This window comes from Williamsia serinedens, from assembly GCF_024171725.1.
Classification (GTDB): Bacteria; Actinomycetota; Actinomycetes; order Mycobacteriales; family Mycobacteriaceae; genus Williamsia_A; species Williamsia_A serinedens.
In genome coordinates this window covers 231,734-248,660 of the sequence record NZ_JAMTCG010000006.1, presented here as the reverse complement: position 1 = coordinate 248,660, position 16,927 = coordinate 231,734, and the positions used below count along the sequence as shown (strand labels likewise).

Below are 16,927 nucleotides of genomic sequence, written 5' to 3'. Positions count from 1 at the left end.
ATCAGTCGCCGGGGCCCGCGAGGTCGAGGACGAGACGCAACACGCTGATCGCCCCGGCCTTGTCGAGGGGGTCGTTGCCGTTGCCGCACTTCGGTGACTGCACGCACGACGGACATCCCGACTCGCAGCGACAGGCCGTCACCGCGTCGAGGGTGGCGCGGATCCAGGTCCGGAAGGCACGGAAACCCCGCTCACCGAACCCCGCCCCGCCCGGGTAGCCGTCGTAGACGAAGACGGTCGGCAACCCGGTGTCGGGGTGCAGGTTCGTCGACAGGCCGCCGATGTCCCATCGGTCGCAGGTCGCTATGAGGGGCAGCAGCCCGATCGCGGCGTGCTCGGCGGCGTGCAGGGCGCCGGGGAACCGGGCCGCCTCGACACCGACGCCCTCGAGGGACTCCGGCGTGAGCGTGTACATCACCGATCGGGTGTGCAGGGTCTGCGGCGGCATGTCGAGTTCGACGACGTCGAGCACCTCCCCGGAGACGAGGGTCCGCATGTAGCCGACGACCTGATGGGTCACGTCGACCTCGACGAACGCGACCCGTAGCGCCCCGGCGTCGAACGACTCCAGCACGGCGGTGACGTCGGTCGACGTGGTCTCCCGCGCCGACGTCGTCCAGTCGGGCTCCTCGGGGTGACACAGCGCCAACCCCTCCTCGAGGTCCAGCTCGTCGACGACGAACGTCCGTCCCTGGTGCAGGTGCACCGCACCGGCGTGGACGGTCGACATCGCCCGGCCGGTGTCGACCGTGCCGAGCAACTGTGACGTCGTCGTGTCGACGATCATCACCTGACCGCCGATGCCACCGCGGATGTCGACGTCGGCGTGCGGTTCGAGTCCGGCAGCCGGGTACCAGCCCGCCGCCCGTCGGCGGAGCAGTCCGCGCCCGGTCAGGTCGGCGACGACGGCGTCGGCGCCGAAGCGCGCGACGTCGTCCTCGGTGAGCGGGGCCTCGGTCGCCGCGCAGAGCATGTGGGGACCCAGCACGTAGGGGTTGGCGGGGTCGAACACGCCGGCCTCCACCGGGCGGCCCAGCAACGCCTCGGGGTGGTGCACCAGGTAGGTGTCGAGCGGGTCGTCGCGGGCCACCATGACGACGAGCGAGCCCTCCCCGCGGCGGCCGGCCCGACCCGCCTGCTGCCAGAACGACGCGACCGTCCCGGGGTAGCCGGCGACCACGACAGCGTCGAGACCGGCGATGTCGACGCCGAGTTCGAGGGCGTTGGTCGTCGCGACGCCGAGCAGGGTCCCGTCGGACAGTGCGGCCTCCAGCGCGCGACGGTCGTCGGCCAGGTAACCCGCCCGGTAGGCCGCGACACGATCGGCGAGTTCGGGATCGGCCGAGGCGAGCAGGTGCCGCGCGCTCAGGGCGGCGATCTCGGCCCCGCGACGGCTGCGGACGAAACACAGCGTGCGGGCGCCCTCGACCACCAGGTCGGCGAGGATGCGGGCGGCGTCGGCGCCCGCCGACCGTCGGACGGGGGCCCCGTTCTCGCCGGTCACCCCGGGTGTGAAGCCCGGTTCCCACAACGCGACGGTGCGCTCCCCGTGCGGCGAGCCGTCGGTGGTGACCGCGACGCAGTCGTCACCGATGAGCCTGCTCAACGCGCCCCGGGGATCACCCGCCGTCGCGCTGGCGGCCACGACCGTCGGCTGTGCCCCGTACAGCCGCGCCATGCGCAGCGCCCGCTGCACGACGAGCGCCGTGTGCGCGCCGAAAACGCCGCGGTAGTGGTGGCATTCGTCGACGACCACGTAGCGCAGGTGCCGGAAGAAGTGACGCCAGCGCCCGGGTGACCCCAGGAAACCGAGGTGGAGCATGTCGGGGTTGGTGAACAGCCACCGCGAGTGCTCGCGGGCCCATTGCCGCACATCGGGTTCGGTGTCACCGTCGTAGGAACACGGTGCGATGTGGGCGAATTCGGGACGGCCGGCGATCAATGCGCTCACCGAACGGATCTGGTCGGCACCCAACGCCTTTGTCGGAGAGATGTACAGAGCCGTGGCGCGGGGGTCGGCGACGAGGTCGGTGAGCACCGGCAACTGATAGGCCACCGACTTGCCGGACGCGGTCCCGGTGGCCACGACGACATGTCGTCCCGCATGGGCGTGGTCGGCTGCCGTCATCTGATGGGTCCACGGCCGCGAGACGCCGCGCTCGCGGAACGCCTCCACGACGGCTGGATCCGCCCACTCCGGCCAGGGGGCGAACTGTGCTGTCTGCGAACTGATCACGGTCGTGTATGTGACAGGTGACAAGGACTCGTCGACGCCGGCCAGGCTGCGCCGCAGCAGGCCTCCGCCGTAGGTGTCGGGGAGGGTCATCAGGCGCGACGGCGTTGTCGGACACCATGACCGGCAGGTGTCGACCAGTTGAAATGTGACAGTGTTGCGCTCAGAGCGACTTCCTGACTGACGGGATCGGTTCCTTCGTGATTGACTGTCCCCGGTCGCAGCTCCCGGGGGTCGGTCCGACGACGTCGTGCTCCCTCGGGAACGTGTTGCGGACGTGGTACCCAAAGGTTAGTGCGCGGCTGGTCCGCAAACGTCGCGGAGTAGGTATGGCGGTCGGAACGGACCCGGCGCGATGCACGTCACGCCGCAATCTGTGAGCAGTGAGGACAGCAGTACATGGCACAGGGGACTGTGAAGTGGTTCAACGCGGAGAAGGGCTTCGGCTTCATCGCACCCGATGAGGGCTCCGACGACGTGTTCGTCCACTACTCGGAGATCCAGGGGTCGGGATTCCGCACCCTCGAGGAGAACCAGCGCGTGGAGTTCGAGGTCGGTCAGGGCACCAAGGGTCCGCAGGCCACCGGCGTCCGCGGACTCTGAGGGTCTCTCGGTCCTGGCGGTGACCACCGGTCCCGCGGTACTGCGACCGTGACTCTTCGTCGTCGCCCCCGGCACCCGTGCGGTGTCGGGGGCGACGTCTGTCCGGGCCACGTCACGGCGACGTCCGTGCAGGTCGGGCCCACGGCGCCGGGGTAGTGTCCCACCCGTGGGTCAGCTGTCCTTCTTCTCCGCCGAGACCGACGAGCCCTCGCTCGCCGACCTCGCGGGATTGTTTGCGGCGCAGGGACAGTCGAGCCACACGCCCGCGGGGAGCCGGGTGTCGATCGTCGTGGCGGCACCGTGGCGCGCGGAGGCGCTCGTCGACGAGATCGAGCGCAGTGGCGCCCGCGCGTCGACCGCGGTCTCCGACGAGGGCTCCTCCATGGCGCGCACCGAGACCAGCAAGGCGCTCGAGTCGCTCACACGGGCCTGGATCACGGGTGCGGTGAAGACGATGCCGGCGGGATGGGTCCCGTCGCCGCGGGCGCTGCGGCTGTGGACCATCGCCGCGGGCCGGCCGGACGAGGGCCGCTACACCCTCGGCCTCGACCCGCACGCCCCCGAGACCCACGCGCCGCTCGCGACCGCTCTGATGCGGGCGGGCATCGCCCCCACGCTCGTCGGCACGCGCGGCGCCAGCCCGGGCCTGCGCATCGCCGGTCGCCGGCGGTTGAGCCGCCTCGTGGAGAGCATCGGGGCCCCGCCGGACCACCCCGCCGCGTTCGCCGCGTGGCCGACCGTCTGAGCGGACCACACGGACGGCCCTGACCTGCGCTTTGTGGATGGTCGTGGGCGGCGACCCGCCGGGTGTCGGTGGCGCCGGAAACGATCGGGACCCGTCCGGCGTTGTGCCAAATGAGTCGGGTATGGGGTAGAACAGGCCAGAAGTGCGCCGGTCAGCAACCGGCGCCGCGGTCGGCAGCGTGCCGACACATATATGAGGAAAGGCGCGGGAAGACACCGTGGCAGACAGCGACACCACGTCCCCGTCACGGGGCGACGTGCGTCGTCTGGTGATCGTCGAGTCACCGACGAAGGCGCGCAAGATCGCGGGCTACCTCGGGTCGAACTATGTCGTCGAGTCCTCCCGCGGCCACATCCGCGACCTCCCGCGCGGCGCCGCGGACGTCCCCGCCAAGTACAAGGGACAGCCCTGGGCCCGCCTCGGGGTCAACGTCGACGAGGACTTCGAGCCGCTCTACGTGGTGTCCCCGGACAAGAAGTCGACGGTCAGCGAACTCAAACAGCTCCTCAAGGGTGTCGACGAGCTCTACCTCGCCACCGACGGTGACCGCGAGGGCGAGGCCATCGCGTGGCACCTGCTGGAGACGTTGCGCCCCAGCGTCCCGGTCCGACGCATGGTGTTCCACGAGATCACCCAGTCGGCCATCCAGGCCGCCGCCGCCAACCCCCGCGACCTCGACACCGACCTCGTCGACGCGCAGGAGACCCGCCGCATCCTCGACCGCCTCTACGGCTACGAGGTGTCGCCGGTCCTGTGGAAAAAGGTCATGCCGAAGCTGTCGGCGGGCCGCGTGCAGTCGGTGGCCACGCGCATCATCGTCGAGCGGGAGCGCGAGCGGATGGCGTTCGTCTCCGCCGGCTACTGGGACATCGCCGCCACGCTCGACGCCGGTGCCGAGGTGACCCCGCGGACGTTCGGCGCGAAACTCGTCTCCGTCGACGACGCCCGCGTCGCCAGCGGCCGCGACTTCGACGCGACCGGCCGGGTGAAGAAGTCCGACGGTGTCGTCGTCCTCGACGAGTCCCGCGCCCGCGCACTGGCCGAGGGTCTGCAGGGCGCGGACATGACCGTCACCTCCGTCGAGGAGAAGCCGTACACCCGGCGCCCCTACGCGCCGTTCATGACCTCGACGTTGCAGCAGGAGGCCGGGCGCAAGCTGCGGTTCACCTCCGACCGGACCATGCGTGTGGCGCAGCGGCTGTACGAGAACGGCTACATCACCTACATGCGTACCGACTCCACGACGCTGTCGGAGTCGGCCATCACCGCCGCCCGCGACCAGGCGCGTGAGCTCTACGGCGCCGACTACGTGCACCCCTCGCCGCGGCAGTACACCCGCAAGGTCAAGAACGCCCAGGAGGCCCACGAGGCCATCCGTCCCGCTGGCGAGTCGTTCCGCACGCCGGGTCAGGTGGCGTCGGCCCTGCAGTCCGACGAGTTCCGCCTCTACGAGCTGATCTGGCAGCGCACCGTCGCGTCGCAGATGGCCGACGCGCGCGGCACCACGATGAGCCTGCGGATCAGCGGCACCGCCACCACCGGTGAGCGGGCGACGTTCGCCGCGTCGGGCCGGACGATCACCTTCCCCGGCTTCCTCTCCGCCTACGTCGAGACCGTCGACGAGCAGGCCGGCGGCCAGGCCGACAACGACGAGGTCCGCCTCCCGACCCTCACCGAGGGCCAGCACCTCACCAGCACCGACCTGCAGGCGGAGGGACACACGACCAACCCGCCCGCCCGCTACACCGAGGCGTCGCTGGTGAAGGTGCTCGAGGAACTCGGCATCGGCCGCCCGTCGACCTACGCGTCGATCATCGGCACCATCCAGGACCGCGGGTACGTCCACAAGAAGGGCAGCGCTCTGGTCCCGTCGTGGATCGCGTTCGCCGTCGTGGGCCTGCTCGAGGCCTACTTCCGTCGTCTCGTCGACTACGACTTCACCGCCTCGCTCGAGGACGACCTGGACCAGATCGCGTCGGGGTCGGAGAACCGCACGGACTGGTTGTCGCGCTTCTACTTCGGCGGGTCGACGTCCGGGTCGCACGCGGACGCGGAGATCGCCGAGGACGGCGGGCTGAAGAAGCTCGTCGGCGTCAACCTCGAGGAGATCGACGCCCGGGAGATCAACTCCATCAAGCTGTTCGACGACGAGCAGGGTCGGCCGATCCATGTGCGCGTCGGCCGGTTCGGGCCGTACCTCGAGCGCAACGTCGCCGCACCCGACGCCGAGCCGGACCTGCAGCGCGCCAACCTCCCCGACGACATGACGCCCGACGAGCTGACGCTCGAGGTCGCGGAGAAGCTCTTCAGCACCCCGCAGGAGGGTCGCACGCTCGGTGTCGACCCGGCGACCGGCCACGAGATCGTCGCCAAGGAAGGCCGTTTCGGGCCTTACGTCACCGAGATCCTGCCGGATCCCGACGGCGACGACGACAGTTCGGACGACGGCGACGGTTCGGACATCGGTGGTGGCCCGTCCGCGCCGACGCCCCTCGACGGCGGGGAGCCCGCCGTGGCGTCGTGCGGTGGCACCGCGACCGCGACGAGAGCCGTTGCCACCCAGGCGGCTCCCGCGAAGAAGGCGGCCAAGAAGACCGCGGCCAAGAAGGCCGGGCCCAAGCCGCGCACCGGCTCGCTCTTCAAGTCGATGGACATCGCGTCGGTGACCCTCGACGACGCCCTCAAGCTGCTGTCGCTGCCGCGGGTCGTCGGCACCGATCCCGAGTCGGGTGAGGAGATCACCGCGCAGAACGGCCGGTATGGGCCGTACCTGAAGAAGGGAACCGACTCCCGGTCGCTCACGACGGAGTCACAGATCTTCGAGATCACCCTCGAGGAGGCGCTGAAGATCTACTCCGAGCCCAAGCGTCGGGGGCGGCAGGCCGCCGCGCCGCCGTTGCGTGAGCTCGGGAACGACAGCGTCAGCGAGAAGCCGATGGTGATCAAGGACGGCCGTTTCGGTCCGTACGTCACCGACGGTGAGACCAACGCGAGCCTCCGCAAGGACGACGACGTCGCCACCATCACCCCCGAGCGGGCGATGGAGCTGTTGGCCGATCGTCGTGCGCGCGGGCCCGCGCCCAAGCGCGCGAAGAAGGCCGCCGCCAAGAAGACCACGGCGAAGAAGTCCGCGACGACGACGACCGCCGCGAAGAAGTCGGCCGCGAAGAAGACCACCGCCAAGAAGTCGGCCGCGAAGAAGACCGCCGCGAAGAAGACCGCGGCGAAGAAGACCGGCGGCGCGGGGTCGACCGGCTGACGAGCAGACGCCGCAGTCGGGGTGGGGGGCATCCGTGGGGGATGACGGGAACCGGGCGGGGACCAGTGCGTCGTTCGACGACGGGTGGTTCCGCGCCATGTTCGAGGCGAGCACCGTGCCGATGGCACTCGCCGACGAGCAGGGGCTGTTGACCGCGGCGAACGCCGCGTACTGCACCATGGTCGGCCGCCCGTGGTCGATGATCGCGGGGCGGTCGTCGCGGGAGTTCACCCATCCCGACGACATCGCGGCCCACCACGCGATGGAGGTGAAGTTGGCCGCCGCTGCACAGCGGGGACACTCCCACCGCGAGGAGAAGCGCTACGTGCACCCGGACGGCACCGTCCGGTGGGGGTGGGTGTCGGCCAGCCCCGTGACAGGTCCGGACGGGCGCGCCTGGACGATGGCCGTCATCCACGACACCACCGAGCGTCGGCGCGCCGAGGAGAGCCTGGTCGCGGCAGCCTGGACCGATCCGCTCACCGGTCTGCTGAACCGCCGCGGCTGGGAGAACCGGCTGACGCAGTTCGAGGCCGCACCGGTCCGGGTGGGCACCCTGTCGCTGGCCGTCGTCGACCTCGACCGGTTCAAGGCGTACAACGACACCCACGGCCACAACGCCGGCGACCGGCTCCTCGTCGAGTTCGCACACGGGGCCGTCGCCACCGTGGAGCCACCCGGCGTGGTCGCGCGGTGGGGCGGTGAGGAGTTCGCGATCGCACTGCCCCACGCCGACGCGACCGCGGCCGCGGACGTCCTGATGCGCCTGGCGGCCGTCGTGCCCGATGGGCAGACCTTCTGCGCGGGTCACACCACCCTGCGTGACGACGAGACCGTGTCGGACTGCTTCGACCGCGCCGACGCCCTCCTCTACCGCGCGAAGCGCGCCGGGGCCGGACGGATCAACGGGGACTGAGGGACGAACGCGCACACCTCGGCGTCATCGCCGCGAGCGGGCTTCCTCGTCGTCGTCCTCGTCCTCCGCCTCGCCGGTCAGGTCGCCCGTACCGGAGCCGGTGCGCGTGCCCGTCGGCCCGCGGGTGAGGGACGCGCCGACGGCACTGTCGACCACGCCGTCGGTGTCGTCGTCGGTGTCCTCGTCGTCATCGACGACGAGGGCGAACTTCGGTCGCGCCAGACGGGTCTCGATGCCGCGCCCGCGGAGTTCGACGCTCTCGCCGATGTCCCAGCACTCGGCCTCGGCGTCGGAGGCCAGGTAGATGGCCCGGGCCGAGGCGAGGACACGAGCCGCCTCGTCCTTGGCCAACTCGGTGAGACGGGCGGCCTCGTTCACGGGATCGCCGATGACGGTGTACTCCAACCGCTTCTCGGACCCGATGTGCCCGGCGATGGCCTTGCCGGCGGAGACGCCGATGCCCACGTCCGTCTCGCCCAGGGTGCGTTCGAGTTCGATGCGCAGTTCCCGGGCGGCGGCCAGCGCCTGTCCGGCGAAGTCGGCGAGGTCCAGCGGCGCACCGAAGATCGCCAGGGCGGCGTCGCCCTGGAACTTGTTGATGAAGCCGCCGTGGCGTCCGACGGTCTCGACGACCACGCGGAAGAACTCGTTCAGCAGGTCGACCACCTCGCGGGGCGGTCGGGTGACGGCCAGTCGCGTCGACCCGACGATGTCGACGAAGAGGACGCCGACGTAGCGCTCCTCGCCGCCCAGCTCCGTGCCGGTCTCGATGGCACGGCGCGCGACGTCCTCACCGACGTAGCGGCCGAAAAGGTTCCGCAGTTCCTGTCGCTCCCGCAGGTCGGAGACCATGTCGTTGAAACCGGCCTGCAACAGACCTATGTCGCTGCCGTCGTAGATGCGGACCGACGCGTCGAGGTCACCCGCGCTGACCGCGCGCTGTGCCTCACGCAGTTCCTTGATCGGGTCGGCGATGGCACCGACGAGCCGGATGAGCCCGATCAGGCCGAACAGGACGGTCGCGACGACCAGCCACAGCAGCGGGCGTTGCAGTCCGGCCGCGTCGGTGGTGATGACACCCGTCTGCTGGCCGATCACCAGGAGCACCACGAACAGCAGCGGGGCGACGACGCTGATGCACCAGAACAGGACGATGCGCCCGGTGACGCTGGGTGCTATCGGCGTGCTCGACGGGTCGTTGGCCATGGCCGAGACGGTGATGGGACGCAACACCTTCTCCGCCTGCATGTAGCCGAGCACGCACGAGACGAACCCGCCGATCGACGAGGCGATCCACACCACGAGCGCGGTCGACCCCGAGGCCTGCACGTTGAGCAGGGCGAACAGCACCCCGCCGACCGCCCACAACGCGAGGTTGACCAGCGTGAGCAGCACGGGGAGACGCAGAGCCCGTCGTCGCGCGAAGTCGTTGTCGAGGCGGCTGCGCCGGCGGTGCCAGACCAGGACGGGCAGGGTCAGCAGGATGCTGAGGTACCCACCCACGAACGCGGCCGCGACGAGGTAGCCGACGAAGACGGCCTGGTTGTAGCCGTTGATCTCGTCGAGCCGGACCGTGTACTCGTACGGCATCCCGAACCGGAGGAAGGCGAACGTGAACAGGGCGCCGATGATGTTCGCCCGGAGCAGGTCGAGCGCGAGGATCGGCCACGGGGTGTGCGCCAGCCAGCGCAGCAGGTGGATCACCCTGCGCGCACGCGACTGACGTTCGACCACGCATGTAACGGTAGCCGCCCACGCGTGGCCTCCACCGGTGTTGGTCGCACCCGCGCGAGGACGGTGTGGCCCGTCGGTGGGCGCGGCTAGGCTGGCCCGCGTGACATCGGTGTTCGACCGCCTCGTCGGGCAGCAGCACGTCGTCGACGAGCTCGCCGCCGCCGCGCGGTCGGCCCGCGCGGTGTCGTCGGACATCGCGCTCGCCGAGGACGGCGCGGTCTCGATGTTCTCCGACGACTCGGGTGCGGGGACGGTGCCCGTCCGAAGCTCGATGACGCACGCGTGGTTGTTCACCGGTCCGCCCGGGAGCGGCCGGTCCGTCGCCGCGCAGTGTTTCGCTGCCGCGCTGCAGTGCGAGGACCCCGACGTCGTCGGCTGCGGCCACTGCCACGCCTGTTCCACCGTGATGAGCGGGACCCACGCCGACGTCCGCCGGATCGTCCCCGACGGTCTGAGCATCTCGGTGAAGCTGATCCGGGAGACGGTGCAGATCGCAGCACGACGCCCCGCGACCGGGCGGTGGCAGGTCGTGCTCATCGAGGACGCCGACCGCCTCACCGAGCAGGCGGCCAACGCCCTGCTGAAGGTCGTCGAGGAGCCGCCGTCGCGCACGGTGATCCTGCTCTGCGCGCCGAGCGTCGACCCCGAGGACATCTCGGTGACCCTGCGGTCCCGCTGCCGCCACATCCCGCTGACCATGCCGTCGGTGTCCGCCATCGCCGACGTGTTGACCGCCGACGGCGTCGACGCCGAGACCGCGCGTTGGGCGGCGTCGGTGTGCGGGGGCCACGTCGGGCGGGCCCGACGGCTCGCCACCGACGACCAGGCACGCAGCCAGCGCACCCAGGCCCTCGGGCTCGCCCGCGCCGCGACCCGGGAGTCGACGGTGTACGGCGACGCCGAGAACCTGGTGCGCACCGCCGAGTCGGTCGCGAAGTCGATCAGCGCGGAGATGGACGAGGCGGAGACCGAGGAGTTGAGGACCGCGCTGGGCGCCGGCGGAACCGGCAAGGGATCGGCGGGTGCGCTCCGCGGCTCGGCCGGTGTGCTGAAAGACCTGGAACGGCAGCAGAAGTCGCGACGGACGCGTCTGCAGCGCGACGTCCTCGACCGCGCCCTGGTCGACCTCGCCGCGCTTTTCCGCGACGCGGTCGTCGCGGCCTACGGCGCACCCGTCGCCGCGATGCATCCCGACATGGCCGACCAGACCCACCGCATGGCCGCCTACGCGCCACCCGAGCGGCTGCTGCGGTGCGTCGAGGCGGTGCTCGAGTGCCGCGAGGTGCTCGACCAGAACGTGAAGCCGAAGTTCGCGGTCGACGCGATGGTCGCCTCGATCGCGACCGCTCTGCGTCGCTGACCTGGCGCCCCGACGCGGTTTGGTCGGGGTGCGCGACGGTCGATACACTGGTCGGCGCTGCCTCCGGGCGGCACGCCGCCTTAGCTCAGTCGGTAGAGCGCTTCACTCGTAATGAAAAGGTCGCGAGTTCGATTCTCGCAGGCGGCTCCACATCCACTCGGTCCTGACCGTCAGCCACGGCCGACTGCCGGCCCATCCTGGGCGTCGATCCCCGCGAGGATGAGGTCGACCCCCGCGAGGAATTGCTCACGGTCGTCGTGGTCACGGAGTGACGACGCCATCGCCCGGACGAACGGGTAGCGCTCGTCGTCGAAGGCCGCCCACCGGTCCGCCTCCTGGCCGAGGGCAGCGGTGCGCGACGGCACCTCCCCGGTCTGCGCGTGACGCCGCGCGTTCGCAGCGTTCTGGGCTGCCCCGCCGAGGACATAACTGAGCAGTGCCGTCGCCGTGTCGAACAACCGGTCCGGCGCCACGCCCAGAGCGTCGACCTGACGGCCGATGGCGTCGAGCACCGCGACCATGCCCGGCTGACCCAGTCCGCGGGAGAGGTGGGTCGCCACCCACGGGTGCTCGTCCACCGTGTCGAAGACGCGTCCGGCGATGAGACGCAACGCCTCTCGCGGGTCGTCGGTGTCGTCGACGCCGGCCAGTGTCCGATCGACCGCGTCGGCCGTCGCCGCGGCCAGGAGCTCGTCCTTGTTCGCGACGTGCCAGTAGATCGCGCCGGCACCCGTGTCCAGGCGTGACGCGAGGGCGCGGAACGTCAGCGCGGTCTCTCCGTCGGCGTCGAGGATCTCCGTCGCCGCGGCCACGATCGCGTCCTTCGACAGCGATTCCGTGCGGCGTCCCCGTGGTGGCATGGCCCATCTTGACATTTCTGGAACGCCGTTCCAAACTCGACGCCGACACTGGAACGCTGTTCCAGGCGCGGCGGCAGGAGGCGGACATGGACACCATCACGATCATCGGGGCGGGGCTCGGCGGGCTGACCCTCGCGCGCGTCCTGCACGTCCACGGCAACGCGGCGACGGTCTACGAGGCCGAGCCGTCGCCCGAGAGCCGGACCCAGGGTGGTCAGCTCGACATCCACGAGGAGGACGGTCAGGTCGCGCTCGCGGCGGCCGGTCTGACCGACGGGTTCCGGGCGATCATCCACGCAGGCGGGCAGGCCACCCGAGTTCTCGACAGCGCCGCGACCGTCCTCGTCGACGACCCCGCCGACGCGGACGACGTCGCGAGCGGCCGACCCGAGGTGCTGCGCGGCGATCTGCGACGACTGCTCCTCGATTCCCTCCCCGCCGAGACGGTGCGATGGGGCAGGAAAGTGGCGTCGGTGAGCACTCGCGGCGACGGTCGCCATGAGGTCCGCTTCGCCGACGGCTCGACGGTGGAGACCGACCTTCTCGTCGGCGCCGACGGCGCCTGGTCTCGCGTGCGATCGCTGCTCACCGACGCGTCGCCGGAGTACACGGGGGTCACGTTCGTCGAGACCTACCTGCACGACGTCGACGAGCGACATCGGGCCACGGCGGCTCTCGCGGGCGGCGGTGGGATGTTCGCCATGGCACCCGGTGAGGGCATCTCCACCCATCGCGAGTCCGGCGGCGTCCTGCACGCCTACGTGCAGCTACGACGACCCTCGGACTGGGTCGACGCGCTCGAGGCCTCCGACGACGTCCTCGGCCGGGTTGCCGAGGAGTTCGCCGGGTGGGCCCCGGAACTCCTCGCCCTCGTGACCGACACGGACACCGCGCCAGTCGTCCGGCGGATCCACCAGTTGCCGGAGGGGGTCCGGTGGGATCGTGTCCCGGGCGTCACCCTTGTCGGGGACGCGGCGCATCTCGCGCCTCCCGCGGGCGACGGTGCCAACCTGGCGATGTTCGACGGCGCCCAGCTCGCCCTCGCGATCGCCGCGCATCCCGAGGACGGCGAGGCCGCACTCGCCGAGTACGAGACCGCGATGTTCGCCCGGACGGCCGACGCCGGCCGCGACGCCCGGGAGATCCTGGACCTCTGCATCGGGGACTCCGCGCCGTATGGACTCGCGGCGTTCCTCGGCCGGGCGACGGCCGCTGGGTGACGGTCGGGCGTGCTGATTACGCTTGCCCGGTGAGCGTTCTCGTGTGCTTCCACGCCCATCCCGACGACGAGGTGTTCTCCACCGGCGGGACCATCCGCCTCGCCGCCGACGCAGGACATCGCGTCGTGCTGGTGACGGCGACCGACGGGGCCGTCGGCGAGGTGCCCGACGGACTCCTGGCGCCCGGGGAGTCGTTGCTGTCCCGGCGCCGGAAGGAACTCGAGGCGTCGGCCGAGGCGCTCGGCGTGCACCGGCTCGTGATGCTCGACTACGCCGACTCCGGGATGGCGGGAACCGCCGACAACGACAACCCGGCTGCGTTCTCGAACCTGCCGGTCGACGAACCCGCGCGCCGGCTCGCGGACATCCTCGTCGAGGAATCGGCCCACGTCGTCACCTTCTACGACAGCAACGGTGGTTACGGACACCCCGACCACGTCGCCGTGCACCACGTCGGTCGCGCGGCGGCCGAGATGGCAGACACGCCACACCGTTTCGAGAGTGTCGCGAACCGCGACCGGTTCCGCGAGATGATGAAGGCGAACCCCCGCTGGACCGAGGAGGACCCCGGACTCGACATCGAGTCGTTCGGGGTGCCGGCGTCGGAGATCACCGTCGAGATCGACGTGACCGCGGCGATCGACGCCAAGCGCGCCGCGATGGTCGCCCACGCGACGCAGGTCGGCGACTTCGGACCGTTCCTCGAGATGCCGATCGAGCTGCTGCGCACCGTGATGGGGCTCGAGTCGTTCCGCCACGCCGACCTGCAGACGCGGCCGGTGGCCGACCACCTGCCGCTGTAGTCGGATCAGCCGATGGTCGCGTGCATCTCCCACACGATGACCTCGGCGCCCGTCGCGCTGGAGAGACGCCGGCCGCCGGATCCGGTGAGCCGCACGGCATCTCCCTCGTGCAGCGGACCGACACCCTCCATGTCGGCCTCGCCGCGTGCGACGAAGACGTGGCCGAGCGGACTGTCGGGCAGGGTGACCGGCGCGGCGCCGGGCTGCAGCCGGGCGACGTGCATCGCCGCGAACTTGTTGCGGATGCGGATGGCGGAGTGGTCGACGTGCTCGGGCATGCCCGACGCGACGGTCACCAGGCCGCCCGAGAGCAGCTCGTCGTCGATCTCGAGCTGCTCGTAGCCGGGGGTGATCCCCGACTCGTCGGGCACGACCCACATCTGGATGAAGTGCACGGGGTCGGAGTGCACCGACGCGTGGTCGCCGGCGGCGGTGCCCAGACGCCACGAGTCGTTCTTCTCCGAGTGCAGGATGCCGGTCCCGGCGCTCATCCGCTGTGCGAGACCGGGATAGATGACGCCGGAGTGGCCCATCGAGTCCTGGTGGACCAGTGACCCCTGCAGGACCCAGGTGACGATCTCCATGTCCCGGTGCGGGTGGGTGTCGAAACCCTGTCCGGGCGTGACGATGTCGTCGTTGTTGACCAGCAACAGACCGTGGTGGGTGTTGTCCGGGTCGTAGTGGGACGAGAACGAGAACGAGTGGTGGGAGTCGAGCCACCCGATCCGCGTGGAGAAGCGGTCGGCCGCGCGACGGACGTCGACGACGGGTGCAGGTGCAGTCATGCGAACCTCGCTGGGAGACGACACGGCGGGCGTCCCGGGGTCGGGACGCCCGCCGCGATGGTGGGTCCTACTGTGCCAGCTTGCCGGCGAAGGTGACGACGCGCTGGGCCAGGTGCTCGAGCGCGGCGACGGTCTCCGGCGCCAGCTCCTCGGTGTTGTTTGGACCGGTCACGTGGCCGACGCCGTAGGGGTTGCCGTCGGCGAACTTCAGGCCGTCGGTGTACCCGGGGGCGACGATGATGCCGCCCCAGTGCATGAGCGTGGTGTACAGCGCCAACAGGGTGGCCTCCTGGCCGCCGTGGAGGGTCTGGCTGGAGGTGAACGCGGCGTACGCCTTGTTGGCCAGCTTCCCCTGCGCCCAGAGTCCGCCGAGGGTGTCGATGAACGCCTGGAACGGCGCGGCGGTGTTGCCGAACCGGGTGGGCGAACCGAGGATGACGCCGTCGGCCCACTCGATGTCCTCGCCGGTCGCGGCGGGCAGGTCCTTGGTGGCCTCGTAGTTCGCGGTCCACGCCGGGTTCTCCGCGAACACCGACGGGTCGGTGGTCTCGGCGATGTGGCGGACGCGCACCTCCGCACCCGCGGCCTTCGCGGCCTCCTCCAGCTTGTTCGCCATCGTGGTGCCGTGGCCGGTCGCCGAGTAGTAGATGATCGCGAGCTTCGTCATGGGTGTCCTCGTCTCTCCTCGAACGTCGAACTCTGTCGTGTCTCACGCTACCGGAGATGATTGCGCTGTCAACTAGTTCTTCCTAGACTGGACGTCATGGACGAGGTGCGGTGGTTGTCGGCGGGGGAGCAGCGCGCGTGGCGCGCGTACCTCGAGGCCACCCGCGTGCTGATGCAACGGCTCGACCAGCAGCTGCAGGGGGACGCCGGCATGTCGCTCACCGACTACGAACTGCTGGTGACGCTGGACGAGGCCCCGGACCGACGGATGCGGATGTCGTCGCTGGCCGACGCGACCATGGCGTCGCGCAGCGGTGTGACCAGGGCGATCAACCGTCTGGTGGCGCTCGGCTGGGTGACACGTCGGCCCTGTCCCGACGATCGTCGCGGGCAGCTCGCCGAACTGACCGACGCGGGACGTCGCAAACTGGTCGAGACCAGCCCGGGTCATGTGGCAGCCGTACGTGACCACCTCTTCGACTGCCTGTCGCCGCGCGACGTCGAACGGATGGGTCAGGTGTTCGGCGAGGTGCGCGATCACCTGGTCGAGGGCACGGTCGGCGCGTCCCGCGACTGATTGCCGCCGCAACCAAGTGGCCGGCGTCCGAGATGCGGTCGGGCCGTTGTGCGCGCACACTCGGACCGCGGCGTCGGCGAACTGCGAGGGCGCGCGGTCGGCGAGGATCTGACATGGACGACTCCCGCGACGTCGACTTCGACGTCCCCGTCATCGACATCGGCGCCGTCGTCCGCGGCGACGATCCCACACGACTAGACGCCGTCGTGGCGGCGGTCGACGACGCATGCCGTCGCGTCGGGTTCATGCAGATCCGGGGCCACGGCATCCCGGACACGGTGACGCATGGTCTGGCCGACGCCATGGACACGCTGTTCGGTCTGCCGCTCGAGGTCAAGCGGACCTGGCGGGTGGCCGGCGCGAACCGCGGCTACAGCCCCCCGAAGAGTGAGTCGCTGTCGCTGAGCCTGGGCGTCGCGTCGGCGTCGGGCATGAACGACTTCTTCGAGGCCTACAACGTGGGTGTCGAGGCCCGGTCGTTCCCGGATCCGGCGCTCTCCGAGTCCGATTACGGACTGAACGTGTGGCCCGAGGTCGAGGGCTTCCGGTCACAGGTGCAGACGTACTTCGACGAGGCCGCGCGCGTGGCGCGGACGCTCACCGCTGTCTTCGCCGCGGCGTTGGGTGTGTCCGAGGAGTTCTTCCCGTCGATCACCGACCACTCCATCGACGTGCTGCGCATGAACAACTACGCGATGCCGGAGGGCGAGCTCACCCTCGACGGGGAGCTGACCGGCATGGGCGAGCACACCGACTTCGGCATCGTCACCGTGCTGTGGGCCGATCAGGTCCCGGGCCTGCAGGTCCTGGGTTCCGACCACCGATGGCACGACGTCACGCCGGTCGAGGGGGCGCTGCTGGTGAACCTCGGCGACCTCACGGCGCGTCTCACGGGCGACCGCTGGATGTCCACGCTGCACCGCGTGAAGCCGCCCATCGTCGACGGCACCGTCAGGCGTCGTCGATCCGCGGCGTTCTTCCACGATGGCAACCCCGACGCGGTGATCGGTACCCTTCCCGGCTTCGACGACGCCGCCGCCTACGAGCCGATCACCGTGCGCGACCACATAGCCGCCAAACTGGCGGGTTCGCGCGAGGGGACGTCGAACGTCCGCGCCGTGCGCGAGGCGGAGCGGGTGCGGGCGGCGGCGCGACCGGGCGACTGA

The 16,927-nt window shown here is 70.6% G+C and carries 14 protein-coding genes and 1 tRNA gene; 10 read left to right on the top strand and 5 right to left on the bottom strand.

Translation table 11 applies throughout. The features are described 5' to 3' along the window. Nucleotide 1: 1 nt before the first annotated feature. The gene (gene sftH / locus LX12_RS17055; protein ID WP_253655775.1) at nt 2-2,326 is read right to left on the bottom strand and encodes a DEAD/DEAH box helicase; all 2,325 of its coding nucleotides are present in this window, start codon (nt 2,324-2,326) and stop codon (nt 2-4) included. A 306-nt stretch (nt 2,327-2,632) separates the two neighbouring features. Here sftH and LX12_RS17050 point away from each other — a divergent pair, with 306 nt between their 5' ends. The 4 genes from LX12_RS17050 (at nt 2,633) to LX12_RS17035 (ending at nt 7,756) form a co-directional block, all read left to right on the top strand. Continuing rightward, nucleotides 2,633-2,836 (top strand): cold-shock protein, encoded by a 204-nt coding sequence (locus LX12_RS17050; protein WP_253655774.1) that lies wholly within the window; start codon nt 2,633-2,635, stop codon nt 2,834-2,836. Between the two features lie 166 nt (nt 2,837-3,002). Further along, nucleotides 3,003-3,581 (top strand): hypothetical protein, encoded by a 579-nt coding sequence (locus LX12_RS17045; RefSeq protein ID WP_253655773.1) that lies wholly within the window; start codon nt 3,003-3,005, stop codon nt 3,579-3,581. A gap of 217 nt (nt 3,582-3,798) precedes the next feature. Then, nucleotides 3,799-6,840 carry a type I DNA topoisomerase gene (topA, locus tag LX12_RS17040; RefSeq protein ID WP_253655772.1) on the top strand — a complete coding sequence of 1,014 codons (3,042 nt, stop codon included), beginning with the start codon at nt 3,799-3,801 and terminating at the stop codon, nt 6,838-6,840. 34 nt (nt 6,841-6,874) lie between these two features. Further along, on the top strand, nt 6,875-7,756 hold the full coding sequence (locus LX12_RS17035) for a GGDEF domain-containing protein (protein WP_253655771.1): 882 nt from the start codon (nt 6,875-6,877) through the stop codon (nt 7,754-7,756). A 24-nt stretch (nt 7,757-7,780) separates the two neighbouring features. On the opposite strand, the gene LX12_RS17030 is transcribed toward LX12_RS17035, so the two are convergent. Then, the gene (locus LX12_RS17030) at nt 7,781-9,490 is read right to left on the bottom strand and encodes an adenylate/guanylate cyclase domain-containing protein (protein ID WP_253655770.1); all 1,710 of its coding nucleotides are present in this window, start codon (nt 9,488-9,490) and stop codon (nt 7,781-7,783) included. Nucleotides 9,491-9,590: 100 nt separating this feature from the next. On the opposite strand from LX12_RS17030, the gene LX12_RS17025 reads away from it, so the two are divergent. Continuing rightward, on the top strand, nt 9,591-10,850 hold the full coding sequence (locus LX12_RS17025; RefSeq protein WP_253655769.1) for a DNA polymerase III subunit delta': 1,260 nt from the start codon (nt 9,591-9,593) through the stop codon (nt 10,848-10,850). A gap of 74 nt (nt 10,851-10,924) precedes the next feature. Next, nucleotides 10,925-11,000, top strand: a tRNA-Thr gene (locus tag LX12_RS17020). A 20-nt stretch (nt 11,001-11,020) separates the two neighbouring features. Here LX12_RS17020 and LX12_RS17015 read toward each other — a convergent pair. Beyond that, nucleotides 11,021-11,710 carry a TetR/AcrR family transcriptional regulator gene (locus tag LX12_RS17015; protein WP_253655768.1) on the bottom strand — a complete coding sequence of 230 codons (690 nt, stop codon included), beginning with the start codon at nt 11,708-11,710 and terminating at the stop codon, nt 11,021-11,023. 86 nt (nt 11,711-11,796) lie between these two features. On the opposite strand from LX12_RS17015, the gene LX12_RS17010 reads away from it, so the two are divergent. Together LX12_RS17010 and LX12_RS17005 are read left to right on the top strand one after the other, a co-directional pair. Next, the gene (locus LX12_RS17010) at nt 11,797-12,930 is read left to right on the top strand and encodes an FAD-dependent oxidoreductase (RefSeq protein WP_253655767.1); all 1,134 of its coding nucleotides are present in this window, start codon (nt 11,797-11,799) and stop codon (nt 12,928-12,930) included. Between the two features lie 29 nt (nt 12,931-12,959). After that, a complete protein-coding gene (locus LX12_RS17005) occupies nt 12,960-13,733 on the top strand; it encodes a PIG-L family deacetylase (protein WP_253655766.1) in 774 nt (257 codons plus the stop codon). 5 nt (nt 13,734-13,738) lie between these two features. Here LX12_RS17005 and LX12_RS17000 read toward each other — a convergent pair whose 3' ends face one another. Together LX12_RS17000 and wrbA are read right to left on the bottom strand one after the other, a co-directional pair. Continuing rightward, the gene (locus tag LX12_RS17000; protein WP_253655765.1) at nt 13,739-14,518 is read right to left on the bottom strand and encodes a pirin family protein; all 780 of its coding nucleotides are present in this window, start codon (nt 14,516-14,518) and stop codon (nt 13,739-13,741) included. A 67-nt stretch (nt 14,519-14,585) separates the two neighbouring features. Further along, nucleotides 14,586-15,185 (bottom strand): NAD(P)H:quinone oxidoreductase, encoded by a 600-nt coding sequence (gene wrbA / locus LX12_RS16995; protein WP_253655764.1) that lies wholly within the window; start codon nt 15,183-15,185, stop codon nt 14,586-14,588. Nucleotides 15,186-15,281: 96 nt separating this feature from the next. Between wrbA and LX12_RS16990 the strand changes: the two genes are divergently transcribed. Both LX12_RS16990 and LX12_RS16985 read left to right on the top strand, forming a co-directional pair. Next, nucleotides 15,282-15,761: a MarR family winged helix-turn-helix transcriptional regulator gene (locus LX12_RS16990; RefSeq protein WP_253655763.1), complete on the top strand. Its 480-nt coding sequence runs from the start codon at nt 15,282-15,284 to the stop codon at nt 15,759-15,761. A gap of 113 nt (nt 15,762-15,874) precedes the next feature. Continuing rightward, nucleotides 15,875-16,927: an isopenicillin N synthase family dioxygenase gene (locus LX12_RS16985; protein WP_253655762.1), complete on the top strand. Its 1,053-nt coding sequence runs from the start codon at nt 15,875-15,877 to the stop codon at nt 16,925-16,927.

What these genes read in the sequence shown, in the direction of transcription:
- sftH (WP_253655775.1), bottom strand. Translation starts at nt 2,326, where the DNA reads ATGACCCTCCCCGACACCTACGGCGGAGGCCTGCTGCGGCGCAGCCTG.
- LX12_RS17050 (WP_253655774.1), top strand. Translation starts at nt 2,633, where the DNA reads ATGGCACAGGGGACTGTGAAGTGGTTCAACGCGGAGAAGGGCTTCGGC.
- LX12_RS17015 (WP_253655768.1), bottom strand. Translation starts at nt 11,710, where the DNA reads ATGCCACCACGGGGACGCCGCACGGAATCGCTGTCGAAGGACGCGATC.
- LX12_RS17010 (WP_253655767.1), top strand. Translation starts at nt 11,797, where the DNA reads ATGGACACCATCACGATCATCGGGGCGGGGCTCGGCGGGCTGACCCTC.
- LX12_RS17000 (WP_253655765.1), bottom strand. Translation starts at nt 14,518, where the DNA reads ATGACTGCACCTGCACCCGTCGTCGACGTCCGTCGCGCGGCCGACCGC.
- wrbA (WP_253655764.1), bottom strand. Translation starts at nt 15,185, where the DNA reads ATGACGAAGCTCGCGATCATCTACTACTCGGCGACCGGCCACGGCACC.
- LX12_RS16990 (WP_253655763.1), top strand. Translation starts at nt 15,282, where the DNA reads ATGGACGAGGTGCGGTGGTTGTCGGCGGGGGAGCAGCGCGCGTGGCGC.
- LX12_RS16985 (WP_253655762.1), top strand. Translation starts at nt 15,875, where the DNA reads ATGGACGACTCCCGCGACGTCGACTTCGACGTCCCCGTCATCGACATC.